10 protein-coding genes are annotated in these 12,247 nt (G+C 72.4%); 7 read left to right on the forward strand and 3 right to left on the reverse strand.

The features are described from left to right. Window positions 1-68 precede the first annotated feature (68 nt). The 4 genes from ACZ6I1_RS27400 (at window position 69) to ACZ6I1_RS27415 (ending at window position 5,163) form a co-directional block, all read left to right on the forward strand. Entirely contained in the window at window positions 69-1,280 is a 1,212-nt protein-coding gene (locus ACZ6I1_RS27400; protein WP_469291525.1) for a Shedu anti-phage system protein SduA domain-containing protein, read from the forward strand. Between the two features lie 82 nt (window positions 1,281-1,362). After that, on the forward strand, window positions 1,363-2,154 hold the full coding sequence (locus ACZ6I1_RS27405; RefSeq protein ID WP_469291527.1) for a DUF2785 domain-containing protein: 792 nt from the start codon (window positions 1,363-1,365) through the stop codon (window positions 2,152-2,154). A 166-nt stretch (window positions 2,155-2,320) separates the two neighbouring features. Beyond that, window positions 2,321-3,718: a hypothetical protein gene (locus ACZ6I1_RS27410; protein WP_469291529.1), complete on the forward strand. Its 1,398-nt coding sequence runs from the start codon at window positions 2,321-2,323 to the stop codon at window positions 3,716-3,718. 122 nt (window positions 3,719-3,840) lie between these two features. Beyond that, window positions 3,841-5,163: an LCP family protein gene (locus ACZ6I1_RS27415; RefSeq protein WP_469291531.1), complete on the forward strand. Its 1,323-nt coding sequence runs from the start codon at window positions 3,841-3,843 to the stop codon at window positions 5,161-5,163. Here ACZ6I1_RS27415 and ACZ6I1_RS27420 read toward each other — a convergent pair. From ACZ6I1_RS27420 to ACZ6I1_RS27430, 3 genes are read right to left on the reverse strand one after another with little or no spacing between them, the layout of a single operon-like run. After that, window positions 5,153-6,124, reverse strand: coding sequence for an NAD(P)-dependent alcohol dehydrogenase (locus ACZ6I1_RS27420; protein ID WP_469291533.1), 972 nt, complete (start codon window positions 6,122-6,124; stop codon window positions 5,153-5,155). The genes ACZ6I1_RS27415 and ACZ6I1_RS27420 overlap by 11 nt on opposite strands. Then, the gene (locus ACZ6I1_RS27425) at window positions 6,121-6,381 is read right to left on the reverse strand and encodes a helix-turn-helix transcriptional regulator (protein WP_469291535.1); all 261 of its coding nucleotides are present in this window, start codon (window positions 6,379-6,381) and stop codon (window positions 6,121-6,123) included. The genes ACZ6I1_RS27420 and ACZ6I1_RS27425 overlap by 4 nt, the downstream gene beginning before the upstream one ends. Beyond that, entirely contained in the window at window positions 6,375-6,824 is a 450-nt protein-coding gene (locus tag ACZ6I1_RS27430; protein WP_469291537.1) for a hypothetical protein, read from the reverse strand. Before ACZ6I1_RS27430 ends, ACZ6I1_RS27425 begins: the two co-directional genes overlap by 7 nt. 113 nt (window positions 6,825-6,937) lie before the next feature. Between ACZ6I1_RS27430 and ACZ6I1_RS27435 the strand changes: the two genes are divergently transcribed. The 3 genes from ACZ6I1_RS27435 (at window position 6,938) to ACZ6I1_RS27445 (ending at window position 12,130) form a co-directional block, all read left to right on the forward strand. Then, window positions 6,938-8,032: a M20 family metallopeptidase gene (locus ACZ6I1_RS27435; RefSeq protein ID WP_469291559.1), complete on the forward strand. Its 1,095-nt coding sequence runs from the start codon at window positions 6,938-6,940 to the stop codon at window positions 8,030-8,032. A 131-nt stretch (window positions 8,033-8,163) separates the two neighbouring features. Then, entirely contained in the window at window positions 8,164-10,125 is a 1,962-nt protein-coding gene (locus ACZ6I1_RS27440; RefSeq protein WP_469291539.1) for a serine/threonine-protein kinase, read from the forward strand. Window positions 10,126-10,192: 67 nt separating this feature from the next. Then, entirely contained in the window at window positions 10,193-12,130 is a 1,938-nt protein-coding gene (locus ACZ6I1_RS27445; RefSeq protein WP_469291541.1) for an MFS transporter, read from the forward strand. Window positions 12,131-12,247 lie beyond the last annotated feature (117 nt).

Below are 12,247 nucleotides of genomic sequence, written 5' to 3' on the forward strand. Positions count from 1 at the left end.
GAGGGGCGACGGCCCCAGCAGAACCTCCGTCAGGTGGTCTGTCAGACCCATGGGTCAGGATCCTGCTCATGTCCACACGATCCGACATGGCTCTGGAGCTCCACCTCGACAAGATCCTCTCCGGCGCAACGGCGGAGACCGTGAGGAGCGCGGTCACGGCTGCCCTGCGTCACGTACGGTCCGGCACCGGCGGAAAGCGAAGGGGAGGAAAGCAGCTGACGGAACTTCTCGTCGGGGCGCGCCTTTCGGCGGCACGGGCAGAGGAATGGGAGATCGTCAGGTCCCTGCAAGACGCCCTCCACTACACGGAAGGGCGGCTCCTCAGGCCCGATTACGAGGAGAAGTACCGGTTGCACTATGTGGATCACGGCCCGCGGGACACATTGGGGCTTGATTCCATCGCGAGGACCGTGGCCATGACCAACGCATTCTGGTGCATGGAAGCCGAGAAGTACCTGAGCGAACATCCTGACGCTGGTGTTGCGGAGGTTTTGGAGCACGTGCGCAAGCTGGGCCAGGACGCCCGGTTCATGCAAGCCCCCGTGGAAGATCCGGCGCGCTACCACATCCCTCGCGGAATCGCCGAGCGCGCGCTGTGGACGGAGCGCGTGCTGAAGAACCGGGTGGAGGTGACGGATCCAGCGGAGGCTGCCCACCGCATCATGTCGTCTCCTGAGGCCCTGTCCGTCCTTGCAGCAGACGAAGACGGCCGGACGATCCTGCGTGCGGCAGAACTACAGCGCCGATCTGCCCATCTCCGCGAGCTACGCCGGGTGGCCGAAGACGTGACCGCTTCCGAACACGCTGTGCAGCGGGCGCTGAAGGGGATGCACTGGGTGTTCGGCGGACGCTTCATCGGTGAGGCGCAGCAGCGAAGGCTGGTACCCGGGGACGAGGTTGACATCCCGCTGATCCGTGGCGATGGCTCGCTTCAGATAGTCGAGCTGAAACAATCCGCGGCGGTGAAGCTCGTCAAGGAACATCGGGGCTCCTGGGTGCCCAGGAGAGCGGTGCACGACGCCGTAGGTCAGGCCATCAACTACCTCGTCGGCCTGGACGAGAATCGAGAACGCATAGCCATGGAGTTCGGCATCGACACCCGCCGCGCCAGCGCGATCGTTCTCATCGGGCATCCGCTGGGTCAGCCAGAAGTCGACGAAAAGGAAATCAATGAGGCTCTGCGCGTTCACACGTCGCACCTGAACCGGGTCGAGATCCTCACCTACAAGGAGCTCATCGACAGTGCAGAAAGAGCCCTCGCCTCAGGTGAAGTGATGTAGCCCGGAGCCTCGAAGTGGTGGCACCACGGGGGCCGGCGTTAATGGGGGGCGCGGCACGGCGGTGCGCGTCTATCCTGCCCCCGTGATCGACTGGAAGAGCATCGAGGCCGCCGACTGCGCCGTGCCCGGCGACCGCCCCATGGAAGAACTGGTACGGGGGCTCTCCCGGGCCCTGGCGGACCCCGATCCGCTGATCCGGGACGGAGCGCCCTACTCCGTCCTCTCCACCTGGATAGCCCGCGGGGTGATCGACACCCCCCGGCGGCTCGAGCTGGGGGACGAGATGGCCGGCCGCTTCCTCGACCGGGAGGTACAGGCCCGCACGTTCGCCCCTCTCGTGCTCGACATGCTGGTGTGCAAGGGGGACTTCCGGGCCGGCTGGGTGGATGCGTTCGAGCGCTGGTACCGGGAGGAGACGGACCTGCGCGGCCATGACGAGAAGCTCGGCTGGCTCCATGCGGTCGCGCACGGCGCGGACCTGCTGGGCAGCTTCGGGTGCCATCCCGAGGGGGCACCGGAGCGGATGCTGGAGCTGGCCGCCGCCCGGCTGACGGCGGACACCGCGTACGTGTTCGACCAGTTGGAGGACGACCGCCTCGCGAAGGCGATCGCCCTCATCCTCGCCCGCCGCGACCTGGACGAGGGCGGCGCGACGGCGTGGCTGGACCCGATCGCCGCCCGCTTCGGAGCCGATCGCGTCGCGGGGCCGGCTCCCGCACACCTCAGCAACTGCCTGCGCACGCTTCGCGCGCTCTACGTCTTCGCCGACCGGGGTGTGCGGTGGTGTTCCGCGTCGGCGCCGGAGGCCCTTCGTCACCGCGAGGCGGTCAAGGCCCGGCTGGCCGGGGTCCTCGATCTGATCGCACCCGTCTGAGGCATCGCCGCGCAGCCGGATGACTGAATGAACGATCAACCATCTTGCGGATCAGGTCAGTTGGCCGAATCCGCGAGATGACTGCCGCTGTGCGCCCATGGCATGATCGACCTTCACGTTACTTGCGGGTAACGACTCCCCCTCCCCACACGAAGGTCACACCCACGTGCGCACGCTCGCCAGCCGCCTCCTGCTCCCCGGCCTGACCGCCCTCGCGCTCGCCGCCACCGGCTGCTCCTCGCCGGCCCCCGCGGCCGCGCCCGCGTCGCCCGGCACGGCCGCCCCCACCGCGCCCGCGGCCGACGGCACGCAGCAGCTCGACGTGGCCGCCGCGCCGCAGGCGTCGGCCGCGCCGACGGCCGTGGCCCGCGCGAGCGGCGGCACGGGCCGGCCCGAGAAGTCCTCGCTGCAGGTGGCCTCGTACGACAAGGCGAGCGGACGGGCCGTCATATCCGCCCCCGCCCGGAAGCCGACCGCCCCACCCGACCGCTCCCCCGCGTCCGACAAGCCGGTGGCGGTGGGCGACGTCATCGCCAGCGCGCCGGCCCCCGGCGCACCCCACGGCCTGCTCGCGAAGGTCACCGAGGTCGTCGGGAAGACCGACCGCGGCACCGAGGTGGCGACCGCCGCCACGACGCTGGCCTCCGTACTCGACGACGACAAGGCGGAGGGGAAGGTCCCGGTCGACCCCGCCTCGGTCACCGTCGAGCCGCTGATGGAGGGCGTCACCTTCTCCTGGGCGAAGAGCCAGGGCGTACGCTTCGGCCCCCAGGGCGCGACCCTGCCCCTGGGCAGCCTGCGGCTCGACGTGAACGCCGCCGTGGACACCGCCAAGGACGCACCCGCCTCGGCCGGCGCCTCCGTGTCCGGATACGTCCAGCTCTCCCCGCAGGTGGAGTTCTCGTACGACGGCAGCTCGGGCGGATTCGGACCGAAGTCGGCCTTCCTCGGCATGAGCGGCGACTGGTCCTCGCGGTGGGCCCTCAAGGGCCGCGCCGCCGCGAGCACCGGCGACGCGCCCAAGCGGATCCCGTTCGCCAAGCTGCACAGCACCCCCGTCATCCAGGTGGGCCCGGTGCCGGTCGTCGTCAACCTCGACCTGACCTGCTACGTCCATGTCGAGGCGGACGGCCGCGTCACCCTCGAGGTCCAGCAGGAGGTCAAGGGCGACTTCCGGGTCGGCGGCAGCTACGCGTCGGGGCAGGGCTGGACTCCGGTCAGCACCTCGGCCGTGCAGAGCTCCCCGGTGAAGGCGGCCGTCACCGCCGCCGGACGCGTCAAGGGCGCCCTGGGCGCCGAGGCTTCCGTCGGCCTGTACGGGGCCGTCGGCGTCAGCGCCGACTTCGCCCCCTACCTGCGGGGCGAGGCCGACGCCAAGGCGACCGCGTCCACCGACGGGAAGAACACGCTGAGCGGAGCCTGGGCGCTGTACGGCGGCTTCGACCTGAGCGGGCAACTCCACTTCCAGCTGTCCCTGTTCGGTACGCCGGTCCTCCAGCACCGCATCCCGCTGGGCACGCTCCACCGCGAGTGGGCGCTCGCGAACGGCCGCGCCGCCCAGTAGCGCTGCACAGGAGCGCCCGCCCGCACCCATGAGGCGGCTCGCCCGGCGCGTAGCCCCGTCGCTCGCACATCGAGCCACTACTGTCCGTTTCACCACAGAACCGGACGATTTGGAGATGTGCGGTGCGTCGTCTCACTGTTGCCCTCACCCTGCTCGCCACCCTCGGCTCCGCCACCCTCCTGGGCTCGCAGGCCGTCTCGGCCGACCAGGAGGGGCCGGGCCGGGGTACGAACATCCTCGTCGTGGGCATCGACAGCCGCGCCGGCCTCTCCGCCGCCGAGAAGGTCCGGCTCCACGCCGGCGGCAAGGGCTGCAACTGCACCGATGTGATGATGCTCGTGCACCTGTCGGAGGACCTGCGCCGGGCGAGCGTGGTGTCCATCCCGCGGGACTCCTACGTCCCGTACGCCGGCGCCGCCGGTGACACCGCACCCGCCCGGTGGGGCAAGATCAACGGCGCGTACGCGATCGGCGGCGGCCCCCTGACGGTGCGCACCGTCGAGAACGTGACCGGCCTGCACATCGACCACTACCTGGAGACGGGCTTCACCGGCTTCGAACAGGCCGTCAACAACCTGGGCGGCGCCACCATCTGCACGGACCGGCCGCTGAAGGACGAGAACTCCGGCCTCGACGTCCCCGCCGGGGTCCACCGCACCGACGGCAACGGCACGCTGCGCTACGTCCGGGCCCGGCACGTCAACCAGCGGCCCGGAGACCTCGGCCGCGTCCGCCGCCAGCAGCGCGTGGTCAACGACCTCCTGGCCCGCCTGACCGCCGAGGGCGCGCTGGACGGTCCGGTGAACACCGCGCGCACCGCACGGACCCTGCTGAAGTCCGTACGGACCGACGAGCGGACCGGCCTGCGCGACCTGGTCCGGATCGGATGGGCGCTCGGCCGGCTGCGCCCGGACCGCACCGAGTTCGCGACCGTTCCGATCCGGCTCTTCGACCACCGCGTACCCGGCGTGGGCTCCACCCTGCTGTGGGACGAGTCCCGGTCCGCGGCCCTGTGGGACGCTCTCGGCGCCGACCGCCCCATCACCGGCGACACCCGCATCCAGCCCGTCCCGCAGACCCCGGTCGCGAGCAACCCGGCGGCCATCGCGGTCCGCGTGGACGACGAGGACGTGGCGGCGGCCCTCCGCGCGACCGGTTTCGCCGCCACCAGCAGCCAGCCCGCACCGACGGCGCGTCCCGACGGTCCGCCGGTCATCACCTATCCGGCCGGACGGGAGGAGGACGCCGCGACCCTCGCGGCCGCCCTGCCCGGCGCCCGGCTGCGGCCCGGCCCGGAGCAGGACAAGGTCTTCGAGGTCGCCGTGGGTACCCGGCCCGCCCGGGTCACGACGGTCACCTACGACCGCAACGTCGCCGACGGCGCCCCCGTCACCGCCGACCGCCTCCGCTGCGCCGGCGCGTCCGCGACACCCGTCACACGCTGACCGCGATCTTGCCGCGTACCTGGCCGGACTTCAGGCGGCGTATCGCGTCGGGGACTTCGGCCAGCGGGACCGTGCGGTCGATGGACGGGGTGAGCGCGCCGGACTCGATGAGCTCCCCGAGGGCGCGCAGGTCCTCGGGCTTCGGAGTGGAGGCGAGGACGCGCACCCGGTGACGGATGAAGGGGGACCGCAGCAGGGCCCCCAGCGCGCGGTGGTAGCCGCCGAGCCAGCGGCCGTCGGTCTCGCCGCCGACCATGACCAGGGCTCCGCCGGGGGTGAGCACCCGGCGGAGCCGGCGCACGGGATGGTTGCCGGCGATGTCGAGGACGAGGTCGTAGCGGCTGCCGCCGTCCGTGGGGTCCTCGCGGGCGTAGTCGAGGACCTCGTCGGCTCCGAGGGAGCGGACCAGTTCCGCCTTGGAGGCGCTGCAGACCCCGGTGACGTGAGCGGCCCCCAGGGCCTTGGCCAGCTGGACGGCGTAGGTGCCCACCCCGCCCGAGGCGCCGATCACCAGGACCCGCCCGCCGGGCCGCAGCCGGCCCGCGTTCAGGGCCTGGAGGGCGGTGGATCCGGAAATCGTGACGACGGCCGCCTGCTCGGGCGTCAGCCGGGCCGGCCGGGGAGCCAGCTCGTCCTCCTTGGCGCAGGCGTACTCGGCGAAGGAGCCGGTGCAGGTGCCGTACACCTCGTCGCCGGGCCGCAGCCGGGTGACGTCCGGGCCGACGGCTTCCACGCGGCCCGCGACGTCCATGCCGGGGACCCGCTGCTTGGGCGCCCGCAGACCGAAGCCCGCCACCCGGATCGCCATGGGCATGCCCGCCGTGAGGTGCCAGACGCCCATGTCGACACCGGCCGCCTGGACGCGCAGGAGGACTTCGCCCCGGCCGGGCACGGGCGGGGCGATCTCGTCGAGGTGGAGGACCTCGGGCGGTCCGTAGACGTCCTGGACGATGGCTCTCATGAACTGCCTCTCTCTGTACCGCTGTTGTCCGAGCTGCCCGGATGGGCGGAATACTGGAAGACGCCGTCCAGGGGAACGCCGAACACCTGGGCGATCTGGAAGGCCATCTCCAGGGACGGCGAGTAGCGGCCCTGTTCGATGGCGATGACGGTCTGCCGGCTCACGCCGATGCGGCGGGCGAGCTCGGCCTGGGTCATCTCGCCGTGGGCGAAGCGCTGGGCCCTGATGGTGTTGGTGACCCGCGTCGGCTTCACCACGGGTGGAATCCGAACCGGTAGGAGATGACCTTGACCGCCGAGCCCAGCACCGACGACAGGACGAACGCCAGGTAGATGGCGTTGGCGATCCAGAACGGAGCGGCCTCGGCCATCGCCAGGACCAGGCCGGCCACCGCGCCGATCACGACCAGCGACTGCCCCACGTACTCGCCGAAGCGGTGGATCTCGCGGTCGCGCTGGTCCTTGACGTTCGCCTCCCGCGGCGAGAACGCGGCGATCACGATGTGTGCGGCGATCGACACGGCGATCGCCAGGCCCACCGTCCACAACAGGGCCGCCACGTACGGCGCCTGGGCCAGCGGCACCGCCGCCGGGCGCCCCAGCACCACCCACAGGTACGCGGCGTACGAGCCGACCGCGACCACGAGCATGCTCCAGGCACGCTTCTCCTCCACTGCCACGTCCGCTCCCACTCTCCTCATGTCAAGAAAACCTGACATTCGGAGTGTCAAGGAACCGCGACAACATGTCAAGCATTCTTTACTCCGCCGACGCGACCGGCGGATGGGCGGCCACTAATCTGTGCGGCATGACGATGCACAGGACCACCCAGGTGACCGTGGACGCGATGATCGAGGACCTCCGGGCGCTCGTCGAGACCGAGTCGCCCTCGCGCGACCTCGACGCGTTGGCGGCTTCGGCCAAGGTGGTCGCCGCGGTCATCGAGAGCCGCCTCGGCGGGCGGGCCGAACTCGTCGAGAGCGGGGCCGGGCCGCACGTCCACTGGTCGGGCGGCGGCGATCCCAAGGTGCTGATCCTCGGTCACCACGACACGGTGTTCCCGCTCGGCACCCTGGAGCGCCGCCCGTTCCGGGTCGAGAACGGACACGTGACCGGCCCCGGGGTCTTCGACATGCTCGGCGGCCTGGTCCAGGCCGTCCACGGCCTGGCGAGCCTCGAGGACCGCTCGGGCGTCGAGATCCTGATCACCGCCGACGAGGAGGTCGGCTCGCACTCCTCCCGGGCCCTCATCGAGGAACGGGCCCTCGCCTGCGGCGCGGTGCTCGTGTTCGAGGGCGCCGCCGACGGCGGAGCCCTGAAGACCGGCCGCAAGGGCTGCGGCACGTTCCGGGTCTCCATCGCCGGCCGGGCCTCGCACGCGGGCCTCGAACCCGCGGCCGGCATCAACGCCCTGATCGAAGCGGCCCACCAGGTACTGGACATCACGGCGCTCGGCCGGCCCGGGATCGGCACGACCGTCACCCCGACCGTCGCCTCCGCCGGAACCCTGGACAACGTCGTTCCCGCCGAGGCGACCGTCATCGTCGACGTCCGGGTCGAGTCGGCCGCCGAGAAGGAGCGCATCGAATCCGCCTTCGCGGCGCTCGCTCCGCACCTCGAAGGGGCACGGATCTCGGTCGAGGGGTCCATCGGCCGGCCCCCGATGCCCGAGTCGGCGTCGGCCGGACTCTTCGCGGTGGCCCAGCGACTGCTTCCCGGCCTCGAAGGCAAGGCGGTCGGCGGCGGCAGCGACGGCAACTTCACCGCCGCGCTGGGCGTGCCCACCCTCGACGGCCTCGGAGCGGTCGGGGGCGGCGCCCACGCCGACCACGAGTACCTGGAGGTCGAGGCGATGGCCGAGCGGGCGCGCCTCGTCGCGGGACTGGTGACGGAGATTCAGCACCGGTAGCCGGTGGCCGCCACACCGGCAAGTCGGCGCCCGCACCGGTAAGTCGGCGGCCGCCCCGGCGTGTTGCCCGAGAGGGGTATCAGGTAGATTTCTAGAAACTGATTCCATTTCCTAGCGGGGGCGGGGCTGACGTGCTGGAGCTGACGGGGAGCGGAGCCGAGCCACTGGAGGCGGAGGACCCGCGCCGGATCGGCCCGATCGCACTGGCGGGCCGGCTCGGGGCCGGCGGCATGGGACGGGTGTACCTGGGCGTCCACGAGGGCCGGTACGTCGCCGTCAAGCAGCTGCTGGCCTCCGTGGTCGGCGAGGACGCGGACTTCGTGCGCCGTTTCGGGCACGAGCTGGACAACCTCGCCCGGCTGCCCGCGGAGGCCACCGCGCCGCTGCTCGCCAGCGACCGCACGGCAAGGCCCCCGTGGTTCGCCACCGCGTACATCCCCGGGCTCACCCTGCGGGAGGCCATCGGACTGCACGGCGGCCCGCTCCCCGCGGACGCGCTGTGGCTGCTGCTGCGGAAAGCGGCGACGGGCCTGGCAGCGGTGCACGCGCTGGACATGGTGCACCGGGACCTCAAGCCGTCCAACGTCATGCTGACCCTCGACGGCCTCACCCTGATCGACTTCGGCGTCGCCCGGGCCGCCGAACAGAGCCAGCTGACCCGGACCGGCATGGTCGTGGGCACGCCCGCCTACATGGCGCCCGAACAGGCCACGGGGAGACGGCGGTTGAGCGGCGCGACCGACGTGTTCGCGCTGGGCTCGGTCCTCGCGTACGCGGCGTGCGGCCAGCCGCCCTTCGGCGACGAGTCGGGGCACGGCGTGCTGTACCGCATCGTCCACGAGGCTCCCGACCTGGAGCCGCTGCGGGAGCTGGAACCGGAACTCGCCGCCCTCGTCGCGTCCTGTCTCGACAAGGACCCCGAGGGCCGTCCCACGGCGGCCGAACTCCTCGAACGCGCCACCCGGCACGGATCGGCCGGCGCCCCGCTGTGGCCCGCGGCCATCACGGAGCGCCTGACCGAGCGGGCCGCCTTCGCCGCGCACGTGCAGGACGTCGACGTGCCGACGCTCCCGCTCGCCGGCGGAAATCCGGAACCTGAAGCGGAACCCGAATCAGAACCGGAATCGGAACCGGGAGAGCCCGCCACGGAAGCGGGAAAGGAACCGGAGCGGGCCTCGGAGAAGGACCCCGCGCCGCAGCCCGTGCCCGAGACCGCGTCGCGCCCCGAGCGCCCCGGACGTCCCGAACGTCCCGAGCGCCGCCGCCGTACCCGCGTCGTCCTCGCCGTCGTCCCCGTGGTCGTGGTCGCGGGCGGTACGACCCTCGCCATCCAGCACCTGCCGTACGGCTCCTCGCCGCAGACCGGCGCACAGGGCGCCCCGAGCACATCGGTCTCCGCGCCGGCCGATCCGTCGGCCCCGGCGGCCGGCGCCGGCCCGTCCGCTTCCGCGCCCGCGCAGCCGCCCGGTCAGGAGACGGCCGGAGCGGACGGCCAGGGCCCGGGACAGGGCGGGACGGCCGGAGCCCCGGCCACCGGCGCCGGGGGCGCCGGAACCGGGACCGGAACAGGAACCGGAACCGGCACCGGTCCCGGAAGCGGGAACGCCGCCGGCGGTACGCAGCCCGGACCGGGCGGCTCCGGAAGCACCGCGAACGGGGGCGGCGCCGGCAGTCCGCGCCCTTCCGGCGGCGGGACGACCACGGCCCCCTCGGCCCCGGCGCCCCCGGATTCCGGCACCTACCGCTACCGCAACGGCAACAACGGCAGGTGCATCACCCAGGTCTACGGCTCTTCGGACCACGGTGACTGCGCGGACCCGACCGCGCGGTGGACCGTGCAGAGCAGGCCGGACGGCAGTTTCAAGCTCGTCAACAAGCAGACCGGCGGGTGTCTGTACGCCAACATGCTCGGCCAGGCCGTCTTCGTGGGCGACTGCACCTCGGGGAGCACCAGCATGCTGTGGCGTACGGGTTCGAACGGCAGCTTGCGGAACGACTACAGCGGCGGCTGCCTCGACCTCGCCATGGCCAGCGGGCTCGTGACGAACACCTGCGGGGGCCAGGCGTCCCAACGCTGGACGAAGCAGACCTAGGGCTGTGGCGGAAACTCGCCACACAGCGCGGCTTGGACGACTCGAACCTGAAGGGCTGACCTCTACCGTGGAACAGCTGACGGGGCAGGACCCCGCCTCCATAGGCCCGTACCGCCTGATCGCCCGCCTCGGCGCCGGCGGGATGGGCCTGGTCTACCTGGGTCGCTCGGACCTGGGACGTACGGTCGCGGTCAAGGTCGTCCAGGCCGAACACGCCCAGCACACCGAGTTCCGCCGGCGGTTCGCCCGCGAGGTGGCCGCGGCCCGGCGGGTGGGCGGGGCCTGGACCGCCGACGTCCTGGACGCCGACACCGAGGCAGCCGTGCCCTGGGTGGCGACCCAGTACATCCCGGGGCCGGACCTGACGACCGTCGTGGCCGAGGACTTCGGGCCGTTGCCCGAGTACTCGGTCCGTACCCTCGCCAACCGGCTCGCCCTCGCCCTGCAGGCCGTGCACGAGGCGGGCCTGATCCACCGTGACCTCAAGCCGTCCAACGTCCTGATCACCGTGGACGGCCCCCGCGTCATCGACTTCGGCATCGCACGCGCGATGGACAGCCTGGCCGGGGACAGCCTGCACACCCGCACCGGCATGCTGATCGGCTCCCCCGGCTTCATGTCCCCGGAGCAGGTCCGCGGCCTCGAACTCACCCCCGCCAGCGATGTGTTCTGCCTGGGCGCGCTCCTCGTCTACGCCGCCACCGGACGCCTCCTCTTCGGCGCCACGGACACGGGTCTGAACGCCCACCTCTTCCGGATCGCCGAGGAAGAGGCGGACCTGACCGGCGTTCCGGATTCCCTCGTCGATCTCGTGGGCGCATGTCTGCACAAGGACCCGGCCGAGCGGCCCACCCCCCATGAGGTGGCCTCGCGCACGGCGACCGGCCAGGCCGGCGAGTGGCTGCCGGGTGCGGTGCTGGCCCAGCTCGGCCGCCGCGCCGCCCATCTGCTGGACTACTCCCCCGCCGTACCCGCCGATGCCGTCGCCGCACGGCCGACGCCTCCGCCGCCCGCGTACGTCCCGACGGCCCCCGCGCACTCCGGCGCCGCCCCCGGCTTCGGTGCACCCCCGCCCCCGGCCCCGTCGCCCGGAGTCTGGGGCGCACCCACCTCCCCGGCCCGGTTCCCGGACCCGGAGGTCCCCCATCCCCGGCGCTGGCGGGGCCTGTGGGCGCTGGCCCTGGCCCAGCTGGTCGTGCTGATCGATGCGACGTTCTCCAACGCGGTGATGATGGCGACGGGCGCCGTCGCGGACTTCGGGCTTCACCCCGTGCGGGTGTCGTCCACCGTCTACCTCGACGTGATGCCCATCGCCTATGCGCTGGCCTTCCTCGGGGTGCTGCTGTTCGGCGCCCGCGTCGCGGACCTCGTGGGCCGCAAGAGGGTGCTGATGATCGGCCTGGCGGGGTTCGCGGCGGCCGCCGTCCTCGCGGGCATGGCGCCCTCCTCGGGCATGTGGATCACGGGCCGCGCCCTGCAGGGCGCCTTCGCCGCGCTGGTCTCGTCGGCCGCACCGGTCCTGGTGTCGACCTCCTTCACCGACCCGCAGGAACGGCGCCGGGCATTCGGGATCTACGTCGCGATCGCGGGCGGCGGCCCGGCGCTCGGCCTGCTGGCGGCCTGGTGGTTGCCGATGATCCTGAGCTGGCGTGTGTGGCTGCTCGCCGCGATCCCCTTCGCCGTGGCCGCCGCGATCGGCACGGCTGCCCTGGTGCCCGACCGCCCGGGTCCCCTCGGCATTCGCTTCGACGGGCGCGGGGTGCTGCTCGGCGCCGCCGGCATCGCCGGAATCTGCGGGGCCGTTCCGCACTTCACGGGCCAGGAGATCTTCCAGCTTCCGGTGGCCTGCATCCTGCTCGCGGCCTTCGTGTGGTGGCAGACCAGGACGGCCGGCGCCCTGGCTTCCCCGTCCGGCGTCAGAACCCGGGCGCACCCCGGGTACCTCCTCGCGACGGCCTCGGCCAACGTCGTGGCCGGGCAATTCGTGGAGTACCTCTACCACTAGGGGGTGTCTGACGGAGGTCCGTGGCGTCGCGATGCCCGGCACGCACTCTCGCCGCACCGGCCGAAAGCCCAAGTACGTCCAGTACGCGGGCATCCGGCCGGCACGCCGAGAGCACGC

The sequence above is a fragment of the Streptomyces sp. NPDC046303 genome, from assembly GCF_055588085.1.